The sequence below is a fragment of the Klenkia taihuensis genome, assembly GCF_900112525.1.
GTDB lineage: Bacteria > Actinomycetota > Actinomycetes > Mycobacteriales > Geodermatophilaceae > Klenkia > Klenkia taihuensis.
This window is the reverse complement of record NZ_FOMD01000004.1, coordinates 105,965-130,730: the sequence shown is the minus strand read 5'-3', so window position 1 is coordinate 130,730 and position 24,766 is coordinate 105,965. Positions and strand designations below refer to the sequence as shown.

Genomic DNA, 24,766 nt, shown 5'->3' with positions numbered 1-24,766 from the left:
GCAGGGGCCCGGCGGAGGGTCATCCGCCGGGCCCCTGCTGGTGGAACGGGTGCTGGTGTCAGCTGGCCGGCTCGAGGGCCGGCTCGACGAGCTGGACGTTCACCACGCGACGGCCACCGCGGCGGCCGAACTCGACCGCGCCGGGGGTCAGGGCGAACAGCGTGTCGTCCTTGCCGCGGCCGACGCCGAGGCCGGGGTGGAAGTGGGTGCCGCGCTGGCGGACGATGATCTCGCCGGCCTTCACGATCTGCCCGCCGAAGCGCTTGACGCCCAGGCGCTGGGCGTTGGAGTCACGACCGTTGCGGGACGACGATGCGCCCTTCTTGTGAGCCATGGCGTGCTCAGCCCTTCTTCTCGGAACCGATGGCGGTCACCACGACCTCGCTCAGCGGCTGACGGTGCCCCTGGCGCTTGTGGTAGCCGGTCTTGTTCTTGAACTTGTGGATGCGGATCTTCGGGCCCTTGCCGTGCTCGACGATCTCGCCGGTGGCGGTGACCTGCGCCAGCGCCTCGGCGTCGCTGGTGACGGTGTCGCCGTCGACCAGGAGCACCACGGGGAGCGTGACGGTGTCGCCGGCCGCACCCTCGAGACGGTTGACGGTGAACCGGTCACCGACAGCAACCTTGTGCTGCTTGCCACCGGCCTTGACGACTGCGTACACCACTGACTCCTCGATAGGTCTCTCGTTGTCCTGGGCGCACCCCGGCGTGGACCGGTGTGCGGGACGGGCCGCTCACGCACCCGGGGCCCACCACCGTCTGCGCACGGGGCACAGGGCAGCAGCCACTCCGGACGGAGCAACCCGGCTAGCGTACCCGAGCCCGGCGGTCGGGGTCGAACCCCTGTGCCGGACATCGCGTCCGCGCTCCGGCCCGGGGGGTCCCCCGGGCCGGAGCAGGTCACTCGGCGGGCGGACCGGCCGGTCGGCTGGCCGCCCGACGACGCCGCGGACGGGCCACGGGCGCGGCGGGCGCGTCCGGGGCCGTCGGGGCGGCCTCGGCCGCGACGGCGGTCGGCTCGGGGGCGGCGTCGCCCTCGGTGCTGGTGGCCGGGGACTGCTCGGTGACCGCGTCGGCGGGCTCGGGCAGCGCCGGGGCCTCCGGGGCCGTGTCGCCGTCCTCCTCGCCGGACCCGTCCACGGACGGGGCCTCGGCGTCGGGGGCCTGGACCTCGGCCGGCTCGCCCTGCGGCGCCTCGGCTTGCCGTGCATCGGCCTGCGGCGCACCGGCCTCCGGCGCAGCGGCCTCGACGGCGTCGGCGACCTCGTCGGGCTCGACGACGCCGGCCTTCTCCCCCGCCGCGTCCCCGGTGTCGGGGACACCGGCGTCCGGGGTGGTCGTGGCGTCGCCGGTGTCGGGGACACCGGGCTCGTCGGCCGGCTCGGGGGCCTCGTCGCCGCGGCTGGCGGCCAGCACGGCGGCGTCCTCGGCCACCTGCTCGTCGCCGCTGCGGCCCCGGTTGCGCCGGCCGCGGTTGCGGCGGCCCGAGCGGCCCGAGGACTCCTGGGTGCCCTCGGTGTCCGGCCCGGTCGCCGGGGCGTCGTCGGCGGGCTCGGCCGGCTTCTCGGCCTTGTCCTCGCCGCGGGACCGGCCGCCGCCGTTCCCGCTGCCGCCGCCGTTGCCGCCGTGCCCGTTCCCGCCGTTGCCGCCGGAGCGCTTCTCGGTCGGGTCGAGGTGGACGACGACGCCGCGGCCGCGGCAGTGCTCGCAGTTCTCGCTGAAGACCTCGAGCAGGCCCTGGCCCACCCGCTTGCGGGTCATCTGCACCAGGCCCAGCGAGGTGACCTCGGCGACCTGGTGCTTGGTGCGGTCGCGGCCCAGGCACTCGGTGAGCCGGCGGAGCACCAGGTCGCGGTTGCTCTCCAGCACCATGTCGATGAAGTCGATGACGATCATGCCGCCGATGTCGCGCAGCCGGAGCTGGCGGACGATCTCCTCGGCGGCCTCGATGTTGTTCCGGGTGACCGTCTGCTCGAGGTTGCCGCCCGAGCCGGTGAACTTGCCGGTGTTGACGTCGACGACGGTCATCGCCTCGGTGCGGTCGATGACCAGCGACCCGCCCGAGGGCAGCCAGACCTTGCGGTCCAGCGCCTTGAGCAGCTGCTCGTCGATGCGCAGGTCGCGGAAGACGTCACCGTTGCCGATGTAGCGCTCCAGCCGCTGCGAGAGCTCCGGGGAGACGTGCGCGACGTAGGCCTCGACGGTGTCCCAGGCGTCGTCGCCCTGGACGACCAGCCGCTTGAAGTCCTCGTTGAACACGTCGCGGATGACCCGGATGGCCAGGTCGGGCTCGCCGTAGAGCAGCGTCGGGGCGTTGGTCGCCGACCCGGCCTTGGTCTGGATGACCTCCCACTGCGCCTGCAGCCGGGCGACGTCGCGGGTGAGCTCCTCCTCCGAGGCGCCCTCCGCGGCGGTCCGGATGATCACGCCGGCGTCCTCGGGGACGATCTTCTTCAGGATGTCCTTGAGCCGCTGCCGCTCGGTGTCGGGCAGCTTGCGGCTGATCCCGGTCATCGAGCCGCCGGGCACGTAGACCAGGAACCGGCCGGGCAGGTTGATCTGCTGGGTGAGCCGGGCGCCCTTGTGGCCGATCGGGTCCTTGGTGACCTGCACCAGCACCTTGTCGCCGGACTTCAGCGCCTGCTCGATGGAGCGCGACTTGCCCGACAGGCCCGCGGTCTCCCAGTTGACCTCGCCTGCGTAGAGCACGGCGTTGCGGCCCTTGCCGATGTCGACGAACGCCGCCTCCATGGAGGGCAGCACGTTCTGCACGCGGCCGAGGTAGACGTTGCCGGCGAAGGACGTCGACTGCGCCTGGGTCACGTAGTGCTCGACCAGGACGTCGTCCTCGAGGACGGCGATCTGGGTGCGCTCGCCCTGCTGGCGGATGACCATCGCGCGGTCCACGGCCTCGCGGCGGGCCAGGAACTCCGACTCGCTCAGGATCGGGGCGCGGCGGCGGCCGGTGTCGCGACCGTCGCGGCGGCGCTGGCGCTTGGCCTCCAGCCGGGTGGACCCGGCCACGCCGCGGACGGCGTCGTCGCTGGAGTCCTTGCCGTTGCGGCCGGCGCGCTCGGGGCGGTCGTCGTCGGCGGTGTCGGTGGCCTCGCCGCCGGACTCGCCACGCCGGCGACGGCGACGCCGGCGGCGGGTGGTGGAGCGGCCGCCCTCGGCGGAGTCGTCGGCGCCGTCCTCGTCCTCGGCGCCGTCGGTCTCGTCGTCGCCCTCGTCCTCGGCGCCCTCGCCCTCGGCGGTGCCGGGCTGCTCGTCCTCGTCCTCACCGGAGCGGCCCCGGCCACGGCCGCGGCGGCCACGGCGGCGCCGGCGGCTGCCCGACGCGGCGTCGCGGTCGTCGTCCTCGTCGCCGTCGGTGCCGTCGTCCTCGGCGTCGCGGGTGTCCTCGTCGGCGTCCGCGGTTTGCAGCACGACGGCCTCGTCGGCGGGCTCCTCCGCGGCGGGCTCGACGGCCCGGCGGCGGGAGCGGCTGCGGCGGGGCTTGGCCGTGTCCTCGTCTGCGGGCGCCTCCGCGGGCGCAGAGGGCTCCTCCGGCTCGGCGGGGGTCTCGGCCTGGGTGCGGCGGCTGCGGCGGCGGGGCGCCGGCGGGGCGACCTCCTGCGGGGCGGCCACGAAGCTGACGAACGCCGGCGCCGGCGGGGCGGCCGGGGCGGGCTCGACGGAGTCGGGGTCGGCCGACAGCGCCGGGCGGGTGGCCCGGCGACGGGGCCGGGCGGTGACGGTGGTGGGCTCCGGCGAGCTGAAGTGGGCGCCGAAGCGGGGGGCCTCGGCGTCCTCGGCCAGCGCGCGGGTCGGCGGGATGGCCGCGGCCTCGAGGGTGGCGGCGTCGGCCCGCAGCTCGGCGACCGGTTCGGCCGGGACCTCGTCCTCGGCCGGCTCCTCGGAGGCGCTCCCGGCGGCCTCCTCGTCGGGGGCGGGCTCGCCGGCCGGGGTGTCCGGCGGGGTGGTGTCCTGCGGTTCGGCGACCTGCTGCTCGGTGGTGTCGCCGGTGGTGTCGTCGGTGTCGGCCACGAAGGGCTCGCCTCCTGGTGCGCCCCCGGGCGCCGATCGCCGGGAGGCGACTGGCGGCCGCGCAGGGGCGCGGGTCGGGCGGGTCGGTACGCCGTGCGGCGCGCCGGGGCCCGCGTGAAGTCTGTGCGCGGGACCCGGCCGGGTGACCGGGGTCCCGGGTGGTGCTGTGCGCAGTGCTGGCTCGCGGGTGGAGCGGTGCTGCAGGTGGTGCAGAAGCTGGGTGGAGCTGAAGGCTGGGTGCGCCACGGCTGGCAGTTCGTGGTGCGGGGCGACGTCCTGCGTCGGCCCGGGTGTCCGGCCCCGTCCGGGTCAGACCGGCTGGGGCTCCCCCTGGCAGCGGGAGCCGGCCTCGCGGTCGGGCTCGAGCGGGTCGGTCACCTCACCGGTGCCGTCGAGCCGGCCCTGCGCCTCACGCACGGCCCGGGGGGGCACCGGCGGGTGCAGGTCGGCGACGGCAGCCAGTGCGGCCAACACGTCGTCCGGTCGTACGGTCGGCGTCACCTGCCGTACCACCACGTGCAGTATGGCACGACCTGCCTCCCCGGCCACCGATGCGGAGACCAGGGCAGCCCGGACGTCAACGTCCTTGGTGCCGTTCTTCGTGCGCTTGGCGACCATCGCCACCTCGGCCGCCAGCAGCTGCTCGACCGCGGCCGACAGCTCCGCGGGGTCGACGTCGGCCAGGTCGACGCGCCAGCGGGTGCCGTCCAGCCGCTCGGCGAGGCCACCGGTGCCCTCACCGGCCTCGACGCACTCCAGGACGTCGATGCCCGGCGGCAGGGAGGCGTCCAGCGCCACCCGCACGGCCTCGGGGTCGCAGCGGACCGCCAGCCCGATCTCGACGTACTCCGCCTCCGACGCCGCACCCGTCGGCGCCGCACCCATGTAGCTGATCTTGGGGTGCGGGCTGAAGCCGGCGGAGAACGCCATGGGCACCTGCGCCCGGCGCAGCGCCCGCTCCAGGGCGCGCGCCAGGTCGCGGTGGGAGGCGAACCGCAGCGGACCGCGCTTGGTGTAGCGCAGCCGCAGCTTCTGCACGGTGGGCGGCGGCGGGGGGCCGTCGGGCTGGCGGGCCATCAGTGCGCGTGCGCCGCGGGGCGCGGACCGGCACCGACCGGGGTGAGCGGGATCAGCGAACGGCCGGTGGGGCCGATCTGGATCTCGGTGCCCATCGTCGGGCAGACGCCGCAGTCGTAGCAGGGGGTCCACCGGCAGTCGGCGACCTCGTCCTCGTTGATCGCGTCCTGCCAGTCGTCCCAGAGCCACTCCTTGTCCAGGCCGGACTCCAGGTGGTCCCAGGGCAGCACCTCGTGCTGGCCGCGCTCGCGGGTGGTGTACCAGTCGAGGTCGACGCCGAAGGGCGCCAGCTCGTCGGCGGCCGCGGCCACCCAGCGGTCGTAGGAGAAGTGCTCGCTCCAGCCGTCGAAGTGCCCGCCGTCGCGCCACACCCGCTCGATGACCCGGCCGACCCGGCGGTCGCCGCGGGACAGCAGGCCCTCGATGATCCCGGGCTTGCCGTCGTGGTAACGGATGCCGATGGAACGGCCCAGCCGCCGGTCGGCGTTGATGGCCTCGCGCAGCACCCGCAGCCGGTGGTCGATGGTCTCGGCCGAGGCCTGCGACGCCCACTGGAACGGGGTGTGCGGCTTGGGCACGAAGCCGCCGATCGAGACGGTGCAGCGGATGTCCTTGGACCCGCTGGCCTCCCGTCCGGCCCGGATGACCTCGGTGGCGAGCTCGGCGATCTCGAGCACGTCCTCGTCGGTCTCGGTGGGCAGACCGCACATGAAGTAGAGCTTCACCTGCCGCCACCCGTTGGCGTAGGCGGTGGTGACGGTGCGGACCAGGTCGTCCTTGGAGACGGTCTTGTTGATCACCCGGCGGATGCGCTCGCTGCCGCCCTCGGGGGCGAAGGTGAGCCCGGATCGCCGGCCGTTGCGGGACAGCTCGTTGGCCAGGGTCACGTTGAACGCGTCGACCCGGGTGCTGGGCAGCGACAGGCCGGTGTTGGTGCCCTCGTACCGGTCGGCCAGCTCCTTGGCCAGCTGCCCGATCTCGGAGTGGTCGGCACTGCTCAGGGAGAGCAGGCCGACCTCCTGGTAGCCGGTGGCCTTCAGGCCGGTGTCGACCATCGAGCCGATGCCGGTGATGGTCCGCTCGCGCACCGGGCGGGTGATCATCCCGGCCTGGCAGAACCGGCAGCCACGGGTGCAGCCGCGGAAGATCTCCACGCTCATCCGCTCGTGCACGCTCTCGGCGAGCGGGACCAGCGGCTGCTTGGGGTAGGGCCACTCGTCGAGGTCCATGACGGTGCGCTTGGCCACCTGCGCGGGGACGTCGTCCCGGGTGCGGGTGAAGGCCTCGATGGTGCCGTCGGGCAGGTAGCTGACCGCGTAGAACTGCGGCACGTAGACGCCCTCGACGCGGGCGAGGCGGGCCAGCAGCTCGGTGCGCCCGCCGGGGCGGCCGGCGTCCTTCCAGGCGGCGACGACGTCGGTGATGTCGCCGACGACCTGCTCGCCGTCGCCGAGCACCGCGCAGTCGACGAAGTCCGCGACCGGCTCGGGGTTGAACGCGGCGTGCCCGCCGGCGACGACGACCGGGTGGGTCTCGTCGCGGTCCACCGCGTGCAGCGGGACGCCGGCGAGGTCGAGGGCCTCGAGCAGGTTGGTGTAGCCGAGCTCGGTGGCGAAGCTGACGCCGAGGACGTCGAAGTCGCGCACCGGCCGGTGGTTCTCCAGCGTGAACTGGCCGACGCCGTGCTCGCGCATCAGTGCGGCGAGGTCGGGCCAGACGGCGTAGGTGCGCTCGGCCAGGGCGTCGGGGCGCTCGTTGAGCACCTCGTACAGGATCATCAGGCCCTGGTTGGGCAGGCCGACCTCGTAGGCGTCGGGGTACATCAGCGCCCAGTGGACGGCGACGTCGTCCCACGGTTTGGTCTGCGCGTTCAGCTCGCCGCCGACGTACTGGATGGGCTTCTGCACCTGGGCCAGCAGCGGCTCGAGGCGGGGGTACAGGCTCTCGACAGTCATGGCGCCCCCCAGGGTAGCCGGGCCCGCGGGCCCGGCCCCCGGGTTCGTCAGAGCGCGGGGAAGAACAGCCCGATCTCGCGCTGGGCCGACTCCGGGGAGTCCGAGCCGTGCACGATGTTGTTCTGCACCTCCAGGGCGAAGTCGCCGCGGATGGTGCCCGGGGCGGCCTTCACCGGGTCGGTCGCGCCGGCCAGCGCGCGGAAGGCCTCGATGGCCCGCGGGCCCTCGGCGACCAGGGCCAGCAGCGGGCCGCCGGTGATGAAGTCGACCAGCGAGCCGAAGAAGGGCTTCTCGGCGTGCTCGGCGTAGTGCTGCTCGGCGGTCTCGCGGGGCAGGGTGCGCAGCTCGGCGGCCACCAGCCGCAGGCCCTTGGCCTCCAGCCGCGAGACGACCTCGCCGACGAGGCCGCGGGCGACGCCGTCGGGCTTGACCAGGATCAGGGTGCGCTCAGTCACGAGGCCGGAGCCTACGGAACCGTCGTGACCGAGCCGCTGCCGGTGGGCACGAGCTCCACCCAGGTGGTGCCGGGGGCCAGCAGCACCGGGCTGCCGTCGGCGGCGGTGAGGACGACGGGGTCGGCGTCGGAGCCCTTGGACCAGGTGACCGTGGCGGTGCGTCCCGCGGTGGCGACCACGGCCTGTCCCCCGCGCCCGGTCAGCAGGGTCTCGGGCACGTGGTTGCCGGCCGGGTCCAGCGCGCCGGTCTCCACCACCTCGACCCGCAGGACGACCACGTTGGTGGCCGCGACCCGGACGCCGTCGGCGGCGAAGGCCGGGTCGGCGCCCTCGGCCCGCTCCCACACCCGGGCGAGCGGGTTCCAGGTCCAGGACGGCACCGCCTCGGGCGAGAGCCGCAGGTCCAGCCGGGCGGTGGGCGCACCGGCGACCACGGTGGTCTGCGTGCCGGCGGTGGGTGCGTAGCCGAACTGCGCGGCGGGCGGGGCCTGGTGGGCGGGGTCGGCGGCGGCGTAGAGCGGGGCGGGGTCGAGGTAGACGTTGTGCGGCGCCGACCGCGGCCCCTGCCGGGCGAAGCCGTCGTCACCGGCGTCGAAGCTGAACAGCTGCAGCCCGGCGGCGCTGACCGCCTGCAGGTAGGGCACCTGGCCGCCGGAGGTGGCGAACAGCCCGTGCAGCGGCGCGGTGATCGCCGGGTCCATCGGCCGGGTGGAGCGGACCGGGCCGATGCTGGCCGGGACCCGCGACTGGTAGACCGCGACCAGCCGGCTGGTGCCGCCCTCGACCAGCTGCTCCCACACGATGTCGGCCTCGGTCAGCCCGGCCTGCGGACGGGCGATCGGCGGGTTCTCGATCTTGACCGCCAGGGCCGGGCGGGGGTCGACGGCGGCGACCGGCAGGCCGGTGAGCGGGGCCACCGGCTGCGACGCGGGCGTGCTGGGCGCGGCGGTCGTCGTCGGCGCGGCGGCCGTCGTCGAGGGGGCCGCGGCCGGGGCGGGCTCGTCGGCGCCGCAGCCGACCAGCGGCAGGGCCACCGCCAGCAGCACCAGCAGGGCCCGGGCCCGGCGCGTTCGGGTCACCCCTCCCCTATCGGCCGGTGGCCGGCGGGTCGGGCACCGGCCCGAACGGGGAGCCGACGAGGTCCTTGCGGGTCTGCAGCAGGTACAGCCAGATCAGCAGGAAGACGCCGCCGACGAACCACATGGCGCTGGACGCCAGCCCGGTGAGCAGCAGCGGGACCTGCAGGACGGTGCCCACCAGCAGGCCCTGCGGGCGCCGCTGCACCCCGCTGGCCAGCACGAGCACGACCGCGAGCACCACGAGGACGGTGAGCACCCACCCGCCCAGGCCGTCGGTCTGCGCGATCGCCCGCGGCACGAACAGCACGGCCAGGCCCTCGAGGAACAGGGTGGCCGCGGCCGCACCGGACAGCGCCTTGGCCGCCCGCGCCGGGTCCGCCGCCCTGGGGGTGCCGCTCATGCGTCCTTCCGCCCCATCAGGGTGCGGGCCTCGCCGGCGGTGACGACGCTGCCGGTGACCAGCACCCCCGAACCGCCGAGCGCGTGGTCGCTGCCGGCCTCGGCCAGCTCGATCGCCGACTCCAGCGCCTCGGGCAGGCGGGGGTGCACGCTGACCCGGTCGGCGCCGAAGACGTCGACGGCGAGGGCGCCCAGCTCGTCGGCCGGCATCGCGCGGGGCGAGCTGTTCTGGGTGACGACCAGCTCGGCGCACAGCGGCTCGAGCTCGGCGAGCATGCCGGCGACGTCCTTGCCGCGCACGCAGCCGACCACGCCGACCAGCCGGGTGAAGTCGAAGGACTCCCGCACGGCCTCCACGGTGGCCCGCATCCCGGCCGGGTTGTGCGCGGCGTCCACCAGCACCGACGGCGAGCTGCGCACCCGCTCCAGCCGGCCCGGCGAGCGGACGGCGGCGAAGGCCGCGCGCACGACCTCGGGGTCGACCGGCCCGCTGGCCGCGCCGGCGCCCAGGAAGGCCTCGACCGCGGCGAGCGCGACGGTGGCGTTCTGCGCCTGGTGCGCGCCGAACAGCGGCAGGTAGACCTCGGGGTACTCCCCGCCCAGGCCCTGGATGCGCAGCTGCTGGCCGCCGACGGCGACCTTCCGCTCCAGCAGGCCGAACTCGGTGCCCTCGCGGGCCACGGTGGCCTCGACCTCCACCGCCCGGCGGACGAGGGCCTCCAGGGCGCCGGCCGGCTGGTGGGCCAGCACCGCGACGACGTCCGGGCCGGGCACGCCCTCCTCGGTCGGGGGCGCGGGCTTGATGATCCCGGCCTTCTCGGCGGCGATGGTGGCGACGTCGGGGCCCAGGTACTCGGCGTGGTCCAGCGACACCGGGGTGACGACGGCGACCCGGCCGTCCACGACGTTGGTGGCGTCCCAGGTGCCGCCCATCCCGACCTCGACCACCGCGACGTCGACCGGGGTCTCGGCGAAGGCGGCGTAGGCCATGGCCACCATGACCTCGAAGAAGGACATCGGGACGTCGGAGGAGCCGTCGACCATCCGCACGTACGGGGCGATGTCGTCGTGCACCTCGACGAAGCGCTCGGCGCTGATCGGCCGGCCGTCGACGACGATGCGCTCGCGGACGGATTCCAGGTGCGGGCTGGTGAACCGGCCGACCCGCAGGCCGAACCCGCGCAGCAGCTCGTCGACCATCCGCGCGGTGGAGGTCTTGCCGTTGGTGCCGGTCACGTGGACGACGGGGAAGGCGCGGTGCGGGGAACCCAGCAGGTCCAGCACCGCGGAGATGCGGGTGAGGCTCGGTTCCAGGCGGCTCTCGGGCCACCGGGCCAGGAGCTCGGCCTCGACCCGGGCCTCGTCGCGGGACCGGTCGCGGGAGGTGGTCACTCCGTCAAGAATGCCAGTCGCGGGCCTTCCTAGGATGGGCCCCATGCCAGCAGACGCCACCACCCCGGGCACGGTGCCCGACAAGCCCACCCTGGAGGGCCTCGAGGCCAAGTGGGTGGCCGCCTGGGCGCGCGACGACGTCTACGGCTTCGACCGGGCCGCGGCGCTCGCGGCCCCGCGGTCGCAGACCTACGCGATCGACACCCCGCCGCCGACCGCGAGCGGGTCGCTGCACGTCGGGCACGTGTTCAGCTACACGCACACCGACATCGTCGCCCGCTACCACCGGATGACCGGCAAGCACGTCTTCTACCCCATGGGCTGGGACGACAACGGCCTGCCGACCGAGCGCCGGGTGCAGAACTTCTACGGCGTCCGGTGCGACCCCTCGCTGCCCTACGACGCCGGGTTCACCCCGCCGGAGAAGCCCGGCAAGGACCAGCTGCCGATCAGCCGGCGCAACTTCGTCGAGCTCTGCGAGCAGCTCACCGCCGTCGACGAGGCCGAGTTCGAGAAGCTCTGGCGCCAGGTCGGCCTGTCGGTCGACTGGGGCAACGTCTACCGGACCATCTCCGAGACCTCCCGCGCCACCGCCCAGCGGGCGTTCCTGCACAACCTGGCCCGGGGCGAGGCCTACGCGCAGGAGGCGCCGACCCTCTGGGACGTCACCTTCCGCACCGCCGTCGCCCAGGCGGAGCTCGAGGACCGCGAGCGCCCCGGCGCCTACCACCGGGTCGCTTTCGCCGGCCCGGAGGGCCCGGTGCACATCGAGACCACCCGGCCCGAGCTGCTGCCGGCCTGCGTCGCGCTGGTCGCCCACCCCGACGACGAGCGCTACCAGCCGCTGTTCGGGCAGACCGTCCGGACGCCGCTGTTCGGCGTCGAGGTCCCCGTCGTCGCGCACCGCTTGGCCGAGAAGGACAAGGGCTCGGGCATCGCGATGATCTGCACCTTCGGCGACCTCACCGACGTCATCTGGTGGCGGGAGCTGCAGCTGCCCACCCGGGCGATCATCGGCTGGGACGGCCGGCTGCTGCCCGACGCCCCCGACGGCGTGCCCGCCGAGGTCTACGCCGAGCTCGCCGGCAAGACCGTCTTCAGCGCCCAGCAGCGCATCGTGGAGCTGCTGCGGGAGTCCGGCGACCTCGAGGGCGACCCGAAGCCCATCACGCACCCGGTGAAGTTCTTCGAGAAGGGCGAGCGCCCGCTGGAGATCGTCACCACCCGCCAGTGGTACATCCGCAACGGCGGCCGGGACGCCGACCTGCGCGCCGCCCTGGTCGCCCGCGGGCGCGAGATCCAGTGGGTCCCCGAGCACATGCGGCACCGCTACGAGAACTGGGTCGAGGGCCTCAACGGCGACTGGCTGATCAGCCGGCAGCGGTTCTTCGGCGTCCCGTTCCCGGTCTGGTACCGCCTCGACGACGCCGGCGAGCCGGTGTTCGACGAGCCGATCCTGGCGCCGGAGTCGGCGCTGCCGGTCGACCCGTCCTCCGACGTGCCCGAGGGCTTCACCGAGGACCAGCGCGGGGTGCCCGGCGGGTTCGCCGCCGACCCCGACGTCATGGACACGTGGGCGACGTCGTCGCTGTCCCCGCAGGTCGCCTCCGGCTGGGACACCGACCCGGAGCTGTTCGGGCACGTCTTCCCGATGGACCTGCGGCCGCAGGCGCACGACATCATCCGCACCTGGCTGTTCTCCACCGTGGTCCGGGCGCACTACGAGCAGGGCCAGGTGCCCTGGACGCACGCGGCGATCTCCGGCTTCGTGGTCGACCCCGACCGCAAGAAGATGAGCAAGTCCAAGGGCAACGCGACGACGCCGATCGACGTGCTGGAGAAGTACGGCACCGACGCCGTCCGCTGGCGGGCCGCCGGCGCGCGGCCGGGTGCGGACTCGCCCTTCGACGAGGTGCAGATGAAGGTCGGCCGCCGGCTGGCCATCAAGCTGCTCAACGTCGGCAAGTTCGTGCTCGGCAGCATCGGCGCCACCGCCGACCTGGTGGGCACGCCGGTGAGCGAGCCGGTCGACGCGGCGTTGCTGACCCGCCTCCGCGAGGTCGTCGCCGAGGCGACCGCGGCGATGGAGGCCTACAACTACACCCGTGCGCTGGAGGTCACCGAGACCTTCTTCTGGCAGTTCTGCGACGACCACGTGGAGCTGGTGAAGACCCGCGCCTACGGGGAGGACGGCGGCCCCGCCGAGGGTGCGACCTCGGCGAAGGCGGGCCTGGCGACGGCGCTGTCGGTGCTCAACCGGCTGCTGGCGCCGGTGCTGCCCTTCGCCACCGAGGAGGTCTGGTCGTGGTGGCGGACCGGCTCGGTGCACCGTGCGCCCTGGCCGACGGTGGAGGAGCTGCCGGCCGGCGGGGACGCAGCGCTCGTGGGCGTGGCCGCCGAGGCGCTGGCCGCGGTCCGCAAGGCCAAGAGCGAGGCCAAGGTGTCGATGCGGGCGCCGGTCGAGTCGGCCGTGGTGCACGCCCCGGCCGACCAGGTCGCGCTGGTCGAGGCCGTGCGCCGCGACCTGGTGGCCGCCGGGATCATCTCCACGCTCACCGTGGAGCCCGGCGAGGGCCCGCTGACCGTCGACGTCGTCCTCGCCCCCGCCGCGGAGGCCTGACCCCGGCACACACGGTCACCGCGCAGCGATCCGGTCACCGCACACCGCGACCGGATCGCTGTGCGGTGACCGGGTGCGCACCGGCTGACCGGATCCCGGACGCAGCGAGGCCCGGCACCCCGTCGGGGGTGCCGGGCCTCGGTGTGTCAGCGGGTCAGGCGGACTTCTCGCGGCGCTCGCGGGCGGGCTTGCGCGGCACGATGGTCGGGTTCACGTGCTCCAGCACGACCTCGCCGGTGATGACCACGGTCGCGACGTCGTCCCGGCTGGGGATGTCGTACATGACCGACTGCAGCACCTCCTCGAGGATCGCCCGCAGCCCACGGGCCCCGGTGCCGCGCAGCAGCGCCTGGTCGGCGACGGCCTCGAGGGCGTCGCCGGTGAACTCCAGCTCCACGCCGTCGAGCTCGAAGAGCCTGCGGTACTGGCGCACCAAGGCGTTCTTCGGCTCGGTGAGGATGTTGATCAGCGCGGTGCGGTCGAGCTTCTGCACCGTGGTGATGACGGGGAGGCGCCCGATGAACTCGGGGATCATGCCGAACTTGAGCAGGTCCTCGGGGAGCACCTGCGCGATGGCGTTGGCCTCCTCGATCTCGGCCTTGCCGCGCACCTGGGCGCCGAAGCCGATGCCCTGCTTGCCGGTGCGGGCCTCGATGACCTCCTCGAGCCCGGCGAAGGCGCCACCCACGATGAACAGCACGTTGGTGGTGTCGATCTGGATGAACTCCTGGTGCGGGTGCTTGCGGCCGCCCTGCGGCGGCACCGAGGCGGTGGTGCCCTCGAGGATCTTCAGCAGCGCCTGCTGCACGCCCTCGCCGGAGACGTCGCGGGTGATCGACGGGTTCTCGCTCTTGCGGGCGATCTTGTCGACCTCGTCGATGTAGATGATGCCGGTCTCGGCGCGCTTGACGTCGTAGTCGGCGGCCTGGATCAGCTTGAGCAGGATGTTCTCGACGTCCTCGCCCACGTAGCCGGCCTCGGTGAGCGCGGTGGCGTCGGCGATCGCGAAGGGCACGTTGAGCATCCGGGCCAGGGTCTGCGCCAGGTGGGTCTTGCCGCACCCGGTGGGGCCCATCAGCAGGATGTTGGACTTGGCGAGCTCGACGCCCTCGTCGCGCGAGGCGCGCTCACCGCCGGCCTGGATCCGCTTGTAGTGGTTGTAGACCGCGACCGCGAGCGTGCGCTTGGCCTTGTCCTGGCCGATCACGTACTGCTCGAGGAAGGCGTGGATCTCCTTGGGCTTGGGGAGCTCGTCGAACTTGAGGTCCGAGGACTCGCTGAGCTCCTCCTCGATGATCTCGTTGCACAGCTCGATGCACTCGTCGCAGATGTAGACCCCGGGGCCAGCGATGAGCTTCTTGACCTGCTTCTGGCTCTTCCCGCAGAAGGAGCACTTGAGCAGGTCGCCGCTCTCACCGATACGTGCCACCTGGCTGACCTCCGTGTCACAGCGGGCCTGCTGGGAAGTGCAGGCCCTCGATCGTCGTCCCTGACCCCGCCGGCGGCGGGACTCGTGCGCGAGCCGGCGGGTGCCGGGGATCGGGCGTCCGCCGACCGTACCGGCCCTCTCCGACGTTCCCGGGCAGTGACGCACCCGGGTGTCAGACGTCGTCCACCGCCTTCCACACGCGCCCCGGGGACCCCCGGTGCACGCCTGTGACCGTAGGGCTCCGGAGCCTCAGGAGCGAGGCCCCGGAGCCCGTGCGGTCAGGCCGGGAGGGCGTTGAGCTTGCGGCTCTGGATGACCTCGTCGACGATCCCGTACTCCTTGGCCTCGGCGGCCGTGAGGATCTTGTCGCGGTCGATGTCCTTGCGGACCTGCTCCTGGGACCGGCCGGTGTGCCGGGCGAGGATCTGCTCCATCTGGGTGCGCACGCGCTCGATCTCGGCGGCGTGGATCTCCAGGTCGGTGACCTGGCCGCCGGCCTCGCCCGAGGGCTGGTGGATGAGCACCCGCGAGTAGGGCAGCGCCAGCCGCTTGCCCTTGGTCCCGGCCGCGAGCAGGACGGCGGCCGCGGAGGCGGCCTGGCCCATGCACACGGTCTGGATGTCGGGGCGGACGAACTGCATCGTGTCGTAGATGGCCATCAGCGCGGTGAACGAGCCACCGGGCGAGTTGATGTACATCGTGATGTCGCGGTCGGGGTCGGTGGACTCCAGCGTGATGAGCTGGGCCATGACGTCGTTGGCGCTGGCGTCGTCGACCTGCACGCCGAGGAAGATGATGCGTTCCTCGAAGAGCTTGTTGTAGGGGTTGGACTCCTTCATGCCGTAGCTGGTGCGCTCGGTGAAGGAGGGCAGGATGTAGCGGCTGCTGGGCAGCTGGAAGCTCATGTCGGGTCCTCCGGCGTCAGTTCTCGGTGACCGGGTTGTCGGTCTCGGTGGTCGCGGAGGCCTTGCTCACGACGTGGTCGACGAAGCCGTACTCCAGCGCCTCCTGGGCGGTGAACCAGCGGTCGCGGTCGGAGTCCTCGTTGATGCGCTCGACGGTCTGCCCGGTGTGCAGCGACTGGAGCTCGTTGAGCTCCCGCTTCGTGCGCCGGAACAGGTCGGCCTGGATCGCGATGTCGGCCGCCGTGCCGCCGACGCCGGCGGAGGGCTGGTGCATCATGATCCGCGCGTGCGGCAGGGCGTAGCGCTTGCCCTTGGTGCCGGCGGTCAGCAGGAACTGGCCCATCGAGGCCGCCAGGCCCATGCCGTAGGTGGCCACGTCGCAGTCGATGAACTGCATCGTGTCGTAGATCGCCATGCCGGCGCTGACCGAGCCACCGGGCGAGTTGATGTACAGGTGGATGTCGCGCTTGGGGTCCTCGGCCGACAGCAGCAGCATCTGGGCGGCCAGCTGGTTGGCGATCGTGTCGTCGACCTGGGTGCCCAGGAAGATGATGCGCTCGCGCAGGAGGCGCTCGTAGACCGAGTCGCCGAGGTTCATCATGGTCCCGGCGCCGCGCATCACCGGCGCGGTCGGGTGTGTGGTGCTCACGTGTGCGGTGACCTCCGTAGGACTGTCGAGCAGGCGGTCTCTGGTGGGTGGTGCGGTGGAGCTGTGGGCCGCCGGGGGCGGGCCGTGCCCGCTGGCGGGGGTGGCCCTTCTCGGTGTCACGTCGACCCTAACGCGCACGTCCGACAGGCCACTCCCGCTGCGGCCGGTGTTCGCCGAGGGCGCACACCGCACCCGGGGACGACGACGCCCGCCCCACCGCTGCGTGCGCGGTGGGGCGGGCGTCGTGGGGTGGAGCGGGAGGTCAGGCCTCGTCGTCGGCGGCCTTCGCGGCGGCCTTCTTCGCGGGGGCCTTCTTGGCCGGGGCCTTCTTGGCGGCGGCGGCCTTCTTCTTCGGCTTCTCCTCGGCGTCGGCGGCGGGGGCCTCCTCGGAGGCCTCGTCGTCCGGTGCCTCGGCGGCCGCGGCCTTCTTGGCGGGGGCCTTCTTGGCCGGCGCCTTCTTGACGGCGGCCTTCTTCGCCGGCTTCTCCTCGGCGGAGTCGTCGCCGTCGTCGGAGCCCTCGGCCCGCTCGGTGCGCGGACGCAGCGCCTCGAGGTCGACCTCGTTGCCCGACGCGTCGGTGATCGTGGTCTGCTCGAGCAGCTGGGCCAGGGCCTTGGTGCGGCGGACGTCGGCGACGAAGTCGGCGATGCCGTTGCCCTGCTGCAGCTGCTGGGCGTACTGCTCCGGGCTCATCCGGTTGCGCTGGGCCTGGGCCATGATCTGCGCGGACAGGTCGTCGTTGTCGACCGTGACCTCGCGGGCGTCGGCGATCGCGTCGAGCACGAACTGGGTGCGCACCGCGTTCTCCACGTTGCCGCGCATGTCGGCGTCGTAGGCCTCGCGGCCGTCGATGCCGGCCATCTCGAAGTAGGAGTCCCAGTCCATGCCGGCCTGCTGCAGCTCGCGCTCCATGGCCTGGGTGCGCCACTGCAGCTCGCGCTCGACGAGGTTCTCCGGCACCGGGACCTCGGTGACCTCGAGCAGGTGCTCGACCAGCTTGTCGCGGGCCTGGCTGCCCTGCTGCATGACCTTGACCCGGCCCAGGCGGGCGCGGACGTCGTCGCGCAGCTCGGCGAGGGTGTCGAACTCGCTGGCGGTGGAGGCGAAGTCGTCGTCCAGCTCGGGCAGGTCCTTGGCCTTGACCGAGCGGACGGTGACGGTGACCTCGGCGTCGCGGCCGGCGTTCTCGCCCGACAGCAGCGCGGTGGTGAAGGTGGCCGACTCGTCGGCGGACAGGCCGCGCACGGCCTCGTCCAGGCCCTCCATGAGGGTGCCGGTGCCGACCTCGTAGGACATGCCCGAGGTGGTGCCGTCCTCGAGGACCTCGCCGTCGAGGGTGGCCTCCAGGTCGATGGAGACGTAGTCGCCGTCGGCGGCGGCGCGGTCGACGCCGGTCAGCACGGCGAAGCGCTCGCGCATGGTGTCGACCTGCCCGTCGATCTCCTCGTCGGTGACCTCGACGTCGTCGACGGTCACGGCCAGGGAGTCGAGCTCGGGCAGCTCGAGGGTGGGGGCGACGTCGACCTCGGCGGTGAAGGCCAGGGTGTCGCCGTCGTCGATGCGGGTGACCTCGACGTCGGGCTGGGACAGCACGCGGACCTGGTGCTCGCGCACGACCTCGGAGTAGACCTCGGGGACGGCGTGCTGGACGACCTGCTCCAGGACGACCGGCCGGCCGATGCGCTGGTCGAGGATGCGGTTGGGGACCTTGCCCGGGCGGAAGCCGGGGACGCGGACCTGCCGGCCCAGCTCCTTGTAGACCTCGCCGAAGGCGTGGTCCAGGTCGCCCCACGGCACCTCGATCGCGAGCCGGACCCGGGTCGGGCCCAGGTTCTCGATGGTGCTCTTCACAGTGCAGCGCTCCTCGGTGCAGACGGTCAGGGTGGGCGGCGCGCGGGGGTCGAGGGGACCCACAGCGCACCCAGATGCCCACCAGTCTCCCAAGAGACCAGGTGGGCGTCGTGTCGGGGTGACAGGATTTGAACCTGCGGCCCCCTGCTCCCAAAGCAGGTGCGCTACCAAGCTGCGCCACACCCCGCGGCGAGGCCCGAGTCTAGGCCGCAGGCCAACAGCTACCCTGGTCGGGCACTGCCCCGCGGGTGTAGCTCAATGGTAGAGCCCCAGCCTTCCAAGCTGGCCATGCCGGTTCGATCCCGGTCACCCGCTCTCACCGCCCGGGCAACGCCTCCGCAGGAGGGGTCGCCGGAAGCCCGAACAGCTCGAAGAGCCGCGTGTCCAGGAACGACGTGATCCGGCTGATCCGGCCGTCGTGCACCTCGAGGGCCTGGAAGGCGAACGGCGCCCACCCACCCTGGCCATCGGGCTTCCACTGCGCGAACGCGGTCGACCCGTTGAGGTCCACCGGCAGCAGCGCCGAGCCCTTGCAGGCCGAGCCCGGGCCCTGCATCCAGGCGACGACGTCGGTCGCCGAGCGCAGCCACATGGCGAAGGGCGGCATGTCCTGCACGGCGTCGTCGTGCAGCAGCTTGACGAAGGCCTCCATGTCGTAGCGCTGGAAGGCGTCGACGTAGGCGGCGAGCAGCTCCGCCTGGTCGGCGTCCACCTCGCCCGGCCGCGCCTTGCCGTCGTGCCCGGCCAGCGTGGCGCGGGCGCGCTGCAGCGCGCTGTTGACCGCGGCGACGGTGGTGTCCAGCAGCCCGGCGACCTCCTCGGCCCGCCAGCGCAGCACCTCCCGCAGCACCAGGACGGCGCGCTGCCGCGGCGGGAGCACCTGCAGCGCGGCGACGAAGGCCAGCCGCACGGAGTCCCGCAGGACGGCGGTCTCCGCCGGGTCGCCGCCGAGCACCGAGCCGGTCAGCGCCGGCTCCACCCACGCGCCGTCGGGCAGCGTCTCCGCCAGCGACGCCTCGACCGGTGCGTAGGGCTCGTCGGACATGTCCACCGGCAGCGCCCGCCGCTTGCGGCCGTCGAGGGCGTCCAGGCAGACGTTGGTGGCGATGCGGTACAGCCACGACCGGAGCGCACCGGGCCCCTGCAGCTTGTCCAGCGACCGCCAGGCCCGGACCATCGTCTCCTGGACGGCGTCCTCGGCGTCGAAGGACGAGCCCAGCATCCGGTAGCAGTAGCCGGTCAGCTCCCGCCGGTGCGTGGCGATCCGGGCCTCGAGCTCGGGGCGGTCGACGACCTCGGTGGCGTCGAGCAGCTCGGTCATGGGGTCCTCACTGGTAGGTGACGAGCTCAGGCAGGGGCTGCGCCTGCTGCACCGTCTGCTCGGGGGTGAGCATCGGCACGTCCTCGTCGATGAAGTTCTTCCACCCCCAGTAGACCGGAGAAGGGGCCCCCTGGTGAAGGGCGTTCCACGTGCCCTGCTTGTCCGGCTGGCTGCCCTGGCCGTCGACGTGGATCAGCAGGGCCAGCTCGTCGCGGCTGGTGTCCAGCCGTTCCCGGTCGGTGATCATGCTCAGCCGGAACTGGTGCAGCACGAGCAGCTTCTGCGGCAGCGCGTTCGCCCGGGTGAGGTCGGCCAGCCAGGTCACCACGGCGTTGACCTCGTCGACGCCCACCGACCCGATCTGGCGCAGGTGCACCTCGTCGGGGCCCAGCCGCCACTCCGGGTCCAGCGCCAGGCCGACGTAGGGCAGCTCGAGCAGGGACCGGTACTGCTGGGCCTGGGTCAGGAAGTCGGTGCGCCCGGGCTGCAGGTCCAGGATGACGTAGAGCCCGGCGGCGCCGGCCGCCTCGACGTAGGGCCGCAGCGCCTCGGGGTCGAGCTCGCTCGAGTAGTTCCCGTCGGGGCCGGCCGAGCCGGACGCGACGGTCACGATGATCTCGAAGGTGGGGACGACGGTGCGGTCGGGCAGCAGCCCGGCGTAGGGCGCCGCGAAGTCCCCCGCGCGCGCGATCGAGGCGTCCAGGCCCTGCTCCCCCAGCACGCCCAGGGCCGGGCCCTCGGTCGAGCCGTACATGGCGACGAGGAAGTGCTCGGGGAACAGCAGCTGCCCGCCGCCGGGCAGCTGCTCGCCCGAGGCGGCGGTCGCGGTCTTCCAGTCCAGCCCGGCCACGCCGTCGAAGGCGGTGCCCAGCGCGAGGACGGCGGTGGGCCGGGCGCCGGCGAGGGCGTCGACGGCGTCGGCCGAGGCGCGGGGGTCGGCCTGCCCGGCGGTGTCGACGACGGTCGCGCCGGCCGCGCGGGCGGTCACCGCCGCGGCCGCGGTCTCGGGCGCGCCGCTGGAGAGGGCGACGACGTCGGTGAGCGGGTCGGGGGCGGGGACGTCGGGCAGGTCCTCCCCGAGCGGCTCGGTGTCCCGCTCCCCCACGTCGCCGGGGTCGGCACCGTCGGCCAGCAGGACCTGCTCGGCACCGAGCCGGTCGAGCTCGCCGGCCAGCACCCCCGGGTCGTCGCCGGCCAGCAGCAGCGGCACGTGCAGCGCCTCGGCGGCCTCGACGGCGTCCTCGGGCAGCGGGTCGGCCGCCGGGGCGACCACCACGACGGGGGCGGAGGCGTACAGCGCGCGGCTGGCCGAGACCGCCGCGGCGGCGGGGTCGGCGTCGGCCACCAGCGTGACCCCGGCCTGGGGCGCGCTCAGCGCGGGCTGCTCCGCCCCGGGGGCCTCGGCGGTGCCGCCGCCGTCGGGCCCGCTGGAGCAGGACGCGACCAGCGCCAGCCCGGCCAGGGCTGCGGCGCCGCGGACGTGGGCACGGCGGGATTGCATGGACCTCCACTCGACGTGGCCCGGGGGCGGGCCGTTGCCGACCCTAACGGCTCCCGGACGGTCCCGATCCCGGTCCGACGTCACCGTCCCGTGACGCGGCACCGGGAAACCCGGTCGCCGGGGTGCGCGGCGGGCGGTAGGCAGGACCGGTGACCGACGCACCGCCGCCCGCCGTCCCCGCCGCCGACCCCGACCTCGTCGCCGCCCTGCGGCCCACCACCGCCGAGGAGTGGCCGGCCTTCGGCCGGGCGATGAGCCGTGTCTTCGGCGAGGACCCCACCGGCCCCTACGTCGACGTGCCCCGGCCCACCGCGGAGCTGGACCGCTCGCTGGCCCTGGTGGAGGACGGCTTCGTCGCGGCCACCGCCGGCATCTACAGCCTGGAGCTCACCGTGCCCGGTGGCGTCGTCCCCACGGCCGGCATCACCTGGATCACCGTCTCCCCCACCCACCGCCGCCGCGGCGTCCTCACCGCAGTGATGCGCCGCCAGCTCGACGAGGTGCACGCCGCCGGCACCGAGCCGCTGGCGGCGCTGTGGGCCGCCGAGGGCGGCATCTACGGCCGCTTCGGCTACGCGCCCGCCGTCTGGCGCGGCGGCGTCGCGCTGGACCCCAGCCGGGCCCGGCTGCGCGCCGACCTGCCGGTGTCCGACGGCCGGACCACGCTGGTCGACCTCGACGACTACCGCGCGGCCGCCGTCCCGCTGTACGAGCGGCTGCGCCGCGAGCTGCCCGGCAACCTCGCCCGCGACTCCCGCTGGTGGGACCGCAAGCTGCGCGACGACAAGGACGACCGCGACGGGTTCACCGAGCGGCGGTACGTGCTGCACACCGCCCCCGACGGCACGGTGACCGGGTACGCCAGCTACCGGCAGAAGGAGGGCTGGTCCCCCCGCTACGAGCCCGAGGGCAAGCTCCAGGTGGTCGACCTGGTCGCCGCCGACGCGCCCACCCGCACGGCGCTGTGGCGCTTCCTGCTCGGCCACGACCTGGTGCGGGAGCTGTCGTCGTGGACGCTGGGCAGCGAGGACCCGCTGCGCGCGATGGTCGCCGACCCCCGCTCCGTGGCCACCACGCCGTCCGACGCGCTGTGGCTGCGGCTCGTGGACGTCGGCCGGGCCCTGGCCGCCCGCCGCTACCCCGCGCCGATCGACCTGGTGCTGGAGGTGCGCGACGCCTTCTGCCCGTGGAACGACGGCCGCTGGCGGCTGACCGGGCACCCGGCCGGCGGGTACTGCGGCCGCACCGACCGCGACCCCGACCTGGTGCTGGGCGTGGAGGACCTCGCCGCGGTCTACCTCGGCGGGGTCTCGCTGGGCACGCTCCACCGGGCCGGGCGGGTCACCGAGGTCAGCCCCGGTGCGGTGGCGCTGGCGTCGACGTCCTTCTCCTGGCCGGTCGCCCCGCAGAGCCCGGACCCGTTCTGAGTCAGTCGGCGGCGGCCGCGTAGGACCACGACGCCGGCCGGGGCCGGCCGGGCAGGTCGGCCCGGCCGGTCGCCCACCGCAGGGTGGTCGCCGGGTCCTGGTCGGCCGGGGCACCGGGGAACAACCGGGCCAGGACGGCGGCCGCGAGGTCCGGCGGCGGCGCCCACGGCAGGTCGAGGGCCTCGGCGACGTCGCCGGTGTGCACCAGCACCTCGGCGCAGGCCATCGCGGCGAACCCGGCCGGGTCGGGCGCGCCCCACGGGTGGAAGCCGCGCTCGGCGGGGTCGGCGGCCTCCAGCACCCGGGCCAGCACCTCGCCCCAGCTGGCCAGGCCGGTGACCAGCCGGCCGTAGCCGGCGTCGGGGTCGGGCTCCCACCGGCCGGCGGTCAGGTCGACCCGGCCCATGACCAGGTCGTGGCCGTACCAGTGCAGGCAGGTGCCGATGTGCCAGACGACGCCCGCGACGTCGGTGTCGAGCACCGGGGCGGCCGGGTCGGGGACGCGGACCAGGAACCCGACGGCCTCCTCGACCGCGGCCCGGACGTCGTCCCCGTCCACGCTCAGCCTCCGGCGACCGTGCTCGTGGCCATCCCGGCGGCGACGTCGGCCACCGGGGTCACCGCGCGCGCTCGGCCGGCCCGCCCCCGGCGGGGTGGTGGCGCTCCTGCTCGTAGGCCGCCACCAGGCCGATCCGGCGGACGTGCCGCTCGTCGCCGGAGAACGGGGTGCGCAGGAAGGTCAGCACCAGCTCGGTGGCCTCCTCGACGCTGTGCTGCCGGCCGCCGACGGCGACGACGTTGGCGTCGTTGTGCTGGCGGGCGAGCTCGGCGGTGGAGGTGTTCCACACCAGCGCGGCGCGGACGCCGGGGACCTTGTTGGCCGCGATCTGCTCGCCGTTGCCCGAGCCGCCGATGACCACGCCCAGCGAGCCGGGCTCGACGACGACGCGCTCGCCGACCTCGATGCAGAACGGCGGGTAGTCGTCGTCGGGGTCGTAGTCGAAGGCGCCGCAGTCGACCGGCTCGTGCCCGGCGGCCGCGACGGCCTCCAGCAGGTGGGCCTTGAGCTCCAGGCCGGCGTGGTCGGTCCCGAGGAAGACGCGCATGGCGTGAGTCTGTCAGGACAGCCGGGCGGCGACCGGCAGGGGCAGGGCCCGCAGCAGCCCGGCGACGGCCCGCCACGGCCACTCGGGCACGTAGGCCCGCACCGGCTCGCGGTCGATCGCGGCGACCAGCGCGTCCACCCCGGTGTCCAGGTCGACGGTGAAGGGGCCGCGGCGGCCGGTGTTGATGTCGGTCTCGATGAAGCCGGGGTGGATGGTGCTGACCCGGATGCGGCGGGTGGCGCGGGAGGACAGCAGGTCGGCCCGGATGCCCTCGGCCAGGACCGCGTCGGCGGCCTTCGAGGTGGCGTAGGCGGTCCGGGTGCCGCCCATCCCGCGCACGCCGGCGACGGAGGAGATGACCACCAGGTGGCCGTGCCCCTGCGCGCGGAACAGCGCGACGGCGGCCTCGCAGGTGGCGTGCGTGCCCAGCACGTTGGTCGTCAGCACCGCCCGGTTCGGCCGCGCCCCGCCGGTGCCCACCGGCACGCCCTTGCCGAGCCCGGCGTTGGCGACGAAGCGGTCCACCCCGCCCAGCTCGCCGGCGACCCGGGGCACCGTCCCGGCGACCGCGTCCGGGTCGTCGATGTCCAGCGGGGCGACCAGCACGGTGCGGCCGTGCACCGCCAGCTCGTCGCGCAGCCGCTCGAGCCGGTCGGTGCGGCGGGCCAGCAGCGCCAGGTCGTGCCCGGCGGCGGCCCAGCGGCGGGCCATGCCCTCGCCGAGCCCGGAGCTGGCCCCGGTGATGACGATGCGCTGGCGGCGGGGGTGCGGCATGCCCGCGAGCATGCCGCACCCGCGGCTCACCCGCGGTGGGTGATCTCCAGCGCCGAAGCGGGGACGGTGGAGAAGTCCGGCTCCTCGGTGCGGGTGCGCTTGAGCTCCCAGAAGCCGGGCAGGTTGGCCAGCAGGACCGCGCCGTCGAAGGCCTTGCCGGCGTCCTCGCCGGTGGGCACCCGGCTGATGACCGGGCCGAAGAACGCGACGCCGTCCACGTGCAGGACGGGGGTGCCGACGTCCTCGCCGACCGGGTCCATGCCCTCGTGGTGGCTCTTCCGCAGCGCCTCGTCGTGCTCGGTGGAGGTCGCGGCGTCGGCGAGGGAGGCCGGCAGGCCGACCTTCTCCAGCGCCGGGGCGATGATCTCCGACAGCTCCTTGCCCTCCTGGTGCCGCAGCGTGCCCATCGCGGTGTAGAGGTCACCGACCACCTCGTCGCCGTGCTGCTGCTGCGCGGCGATCAGCACCCGCACCGGGCCCCACGCCTGCTTCATCATCTCGACGTACTGCTCGGGGAGGTCCCGGCCGTCGTTGAGCACGGCCAGGCTCATCACGTGCCAGTGCACGTCCAGGTCGCGCACCTTCGACGCCTCGATCACCCAGCGGCTGGTCAGCCAGGCCCACGGGCACAGCGGGTCGACCCAGACGTCGACCTTCGCGCTGGTGGGGGCGGTCTGCACGGCCTCGGTCATGCCATCTCCTCGTGTTCGCGGTTGCTCGCCGCCGTCCAAGGGCGCGGGCGGCCCCGTTGTTCCCAGCCGACCCGGTGGTCCACACCTGTCCCCCGTCCCCCCGGCCC

The 24,766-nt window shown here is 74.2% G+C and carries 21 protein-coding genes and 2 tRNA genes; 3 read left to right on the top strand and 20 right to left on the bottom strand.

Annotated features, from left to right (window positions below):
• Positions 1 to 58: 58 nt before the first annotated feature.
• The 9 genes from rpmA to folC form a co-directional block, all read right to left on the bottom strand.
• Positions 59 to 334 carry a 50S ribosomal protein L27 gene (gene rpmA / locus BM158_RS16510; protein ID WP_091561808.1) on the bottom strand — a complete coding sequence of 92 codons (276 nt, stop codon included), beginning with the start codon at positions 332 to 334 and terminating at the stop codon, positions 59 to 61.
• 7 nt (positions 335 to 341) lie between these two features.
• Positions 342 to 662, bottom strand: coding sequence for a 50S ribosomal protein L21 (gene rplU, locus BM158_RS16505; RefSeq protein WP_091561804.1), 321 nt, complete (start codon positions 660 to 662; stop codon positions 342 to 344).
• Positions 663 to 900: 238 nt separating this feature from the next.
• Complete coding sequence (locus tag BM158_RS16500) at positions 901 to 4,026, bottom strand: ribonuclease E/G (protein WP_091561798.1); 3,126 nt, start codon at positions 4,024 to 4,026, stop codon at positions 901 to 903.
• A 309-nt stretch (positions 4,027 to 4,335) separates the two neighbouring features.
• Positions 4,336 to 5,103, bottom strand: coding sequence for a TIGR03936 family radical SAM-associated protein (locus BM158_RS16495; protein WP_091561794.1), 768 nt, complete (start codon positions 5,101 to 5,103; stop codon positions 4,336 to 4,338).
• A complete protein-coding gene (locus BM158_RS16490; protein ID WP_091561790.1) occupies positions 5,103 to 7,058 on the bottom strand; it encodes a TIGR03960 family B12-binding radical SAM protein in 1,956 nt (651 codons plus the stop codon). The genes BM158_RS16495 and BM158_RS16490 overlap by 1 nt, the downstream gene beginning before the upstream one ends.
• A 47-nt stretch (positions 7,059 to 7,105) precedes the next feature.
• Positions 7,106 to 7,513: a nucleoside-diphosphate kinase gene (gene ndk / locus BM158_RS16485; RefSeq protein WP_091561787.1), complete on the bottom strand. Its 408-nt coding sequence runs from the start codon at positions 7,511 to 7,513 to the stop codon at positions 7,106 to 7,108.
• A gap of 11 nt (positions 7,514 to 7,524) precedes the next feature.
• Positions 7,525 to 8,592, bottom strand: coding sequence for a DUF3048 domain-containing protein (locus tag BM158_RS16480; RefSeq protein WP_229827832.1), 1,068 nt, complete (start codon positions 8,590 to 8,592; stop codon positions 7,525 to 7,527).
• 7 nt (positions 8,593 to 8,599) lie between these two features.
• Positions 8,600 to 8,992: a DUF4233 domain-containing protein gene (locus tag BM158_RS16475; protein WP_091561783.1), complete on the bottom strand. Its 393-nt coding sequence runs from the start codon at positions 8,990 to 8,992 to the stop codon at positions 8,600 to 8,602.
• Positions 8,989 to 10,383, bottom strand: coding sequence for a bifunctional tetrahydrofolate synthase/dihydrofolate synthase (gene folC, locus BM158_RS16470; RefSeq protein ID WP_229827833.1), 1,395 nt, complete (start codon positions 10,381 to 10,383; stop codon positions 8,989 to 8,991). Before folC ends, BM158_RS16475 begins: the two co-directional genes overlap by 4 nt.
• A 43-nt stretch (positions 10,384 to 10,426) precedes the next feature.
• Between folC and valS the strand changes: the two genes are divergently transcribed.
• Positions 10,427 to 13,003, top strand: a complete 2,577-nt coding sequence (valS, locus tag BM158_RS16465) for a valine--tRNA ligase (RefSeq protein WP_229827834.1) — start codon at positions 10,427 to 10,429, stop codon at positions 13,001 to 13,003.
• A gap of 154 nt (positions 13,004 to 13,157) precedes the next feature.
• On the opposite strand, the gene clpX is transcribed toward valS, so the two are convergent.
• The 5 genes from clpX to BM158_RS16440 form a co-directional block, all read right to left on the bottom strand.
• Entirely contained in the window at positions 13,158 to 14,432 is a 1,275-nt protein-coding gene (clpX, locus tag BM158_RS16460) for an ATP-dependent Clp protease ATP-binding subunit ClpX (protein WP_091561776.1), read from the bottom strand.
• A gap of 278 nt (positions 14,433 to 14,710) precedes the next feature.
• Positions 14,711 to 15,337 (bottom strand): ATP-dependent Clp protease proteolytic subunit, encoded by a 627-nt coding sequence (locus BM158_RS16455; RefSeq protein WP_091561773.1) that lies wholly within the window; start codon positions 15,335 to 15,337, stop codon positions 14,711 to 14,713.
• Positions 15,338 to 15,353: 16 nt separating this feature from the next.
• Entirely contained in the window at positions 15,354 to 15,986 is a 633-nt protein-coding gene (locus BM158_RS16450; RefSeq protein ID WP_457920189.1) for an ATP-dependent Clp protease proteolytic subunit, read from the bottom strand.
• A gap of 262 nt (positions 15,987 to 16,248) precedes the next feature.
• Positions 16,249 to 17,838: a trigger factor gene (tig, locus tag BM158_RS16445; protein ID WP_165628983.1), complete on the bottom strand. Its 1,590-nt coding sequence runs from the start codon at positions 17,836 to 17,838 to the stop codon at positions 16,249 to 16,251.
• 113 nt (positions 17,839 to 17,951) lie between these two features.
• Positions 17,952 to 18,025: transfer RNA gene (locus tag BM158_RS16440), tRNA-Pro, on the bottom strand.
• Between the two features lie 57 nt (positions 18,026 to 18,082).
• On the opposite strand from BM158_RS16440, the gene BM158_RS16435 reads away from it, so the two are divergent.
• Positions 18,083 to 18,153 (top strand) — tRNA-Gly (locus BM158_RS16435).
• A gap of 1 nt (position 18,154) precedes the next feature.
• On the opposite strand, the gene BM158_RS16430 is transcribed toward BM158_RS16435, so the two are convergent.
• Positions 18,155 to 19,159, bottom strand: coding sequence for a sigma-70 family RNA polymerase sigma factor (locus BM158_RS16430; protein ID WP_091561766.1), 1,005 nt, complete (start codon positions 19,157 to 19,159; stop codon positions 18,155 to 18,157).
• 7 nt (positions 19,160 to 19,166) lie between these two features.
• Positions 19,167 to 20,660, bottom strand: coding sequence for a hypothetical protein (locus tag BM158_RS16425; RefSeq protein ID WP_091561763.1), 1,494 nt, complete (start codon positions 20,658 to 20,660; stop codon positions 19,167 to 19,169).
• Positions 20,661 to 20,809: 149 nt separating this feature from the next.
• Between BM158_RS16425 and BM158_RS16420 the strand changes: the two genes are divergently transcribed.
• Positions 20,810 to 22,087 carry a GNAT family N-acetyltransferase gene (locus tag BM158_RS16420; RefSeq protein WP_091561759.1) on the top strand — a complete coding sequence of 426 codons (1,278 nt, stop codon included), beginning with the start codon at positions 20,810 to 20,812 and terminating at the stop codon, positions 22,085 to 22,087.
• A 1-nt stretch (position 22,088) separates the two neighbouring features.
• Here BM158_RS16420 and BM158_RS16415 read toward each other — a convergent pair whose 3' ends face one another.
• Genes BM158_RS16415 through BM158_RS16400 form a run of 4 tightly spaced genes read right to left on the bottom strand, consistent with a single transcriptional unit; the run spans position 22,089 to position 24,659 of the window.
• A complete protein-coding gene (locus BM158_RS16415) occupies positions 22,089 to 22,646 on the bottom strand; it encodes a hypothetical protein (protein WP_091561756.1) in 558 nt (185 codons plus the stop codon).
• A gap of 58 nt (positions 22,647 to 22,704) precedes the next feature.
• Positions 22,705 to 23,193, bottom strand: a complete 489-nt coding sequence (locus BM158_RS16410) for a ribose-5-phosphate isomerase (RefSeq protein WP_091561753.1) — start codon at positions 23,191 to 23,193, stop codon at positions 22,705 to 22,707.
• A gap of 12 nt (positions 23,194 to 23,205) precedes the next feature.
• Entirely contained in the window at positions 23,206 to 23,967 is a 762-nt protein-coding gene (locus BM158_RS16405; protein WP_091563214.1) for an SDR family oxidoreductase, read from the bottom strand.
• Positions 23,968 to 23,993: 26 nt separating this feature from the next.
• Positions 23,994 to 24,659, bottom strand: a complete 666-nt coding sequence (locus BM158_RS16400) for a mycothiol-dependent nitroreductase Rv2466c family protein (protein ID WP_091561749.1) — start codon at positions 24,657 to 24,659, stop codon at positions 23,994 to 23,996.
• Positions 24,660 to 24,766: the final 107 nt, after the last annotated feature.

Coding starts and splice junctions, on each gene's coding strand:
- rpmA (WP_091561808.1), bottom strand. CDS start 334: ATGGCTCACAAGAAGGGCGCATCGTCGTCCCGCAACGGTCGTGACTCC.
- BM158_RS16495 (WP_091561794.1), bottom strand. CDS start 5,103: ATGGCCCGCCAGCCCGACGGCCCCCCGCCGCCGCCCACCGTGCAGAAG.
- BM158_RS16490 (WP_091561790.1), bottom strand. CDS start 7,058: ATGACTGTCGAGAGCCTGTACCCCCGCCTCGAGCCGCTGCTGGCCCAG.
- BM158_RS16475 (WP_091561783.1), bottom strand. CDS start 8,992: ATGAGCGGCACCCCCAGGGCGGCGGACCCGGCGCGGGCGGCCAAGGCG.
- valS (WP_229827834.1), top strand. CDS start 10,427: ATGCCAGCAGACGCCACCACCCCGGGCACGGTGCCCGACAAGCCCACC.
- BM158_RS16455 (WP_091561773.1), bottom strand. CDS start 15,337: ATGAGCTTCCAGCTGCCCAGCAGCCGCTACATCCTGCCCTCCTTCACC.
- BM158_RS16430 (WP_091561766.1), bottom strand. CDS start 19,159: ATGACCGAGCTGCTCGACGCCACCGAGGTCGTCGACCGCCCCGAGCTC.
- BM158_RS16425 (WP_091561763.1), bottom strand. CDS start 20,660: ATGCAATCCCGCCGTGCCCACGTCCGCGGCGCCGCAGCCCTGGCCGGG.
- BM158_RS16410 (WP_091561753.1), bottom strand. CDS start 23,193: ATGCGCGTCTTCCTCGGGACCGACCACGCCGGCCTGGAGCTCAAGGCC.
- BM158_RS16405 (WP_091563214.1), bottom strand. CDS start 23,967: ATGCCGCACCCCCGCCGCCAGCGCATCGTCATCACCGGGGCCAGCTCC.
- BM158_RS16400 (WP_091561749.1), bottom strand. CDS start 24,659: ATGACCGAGGCCGTGCAGACCGCCCCCACCAGCGCGAAGGTCGACGTC.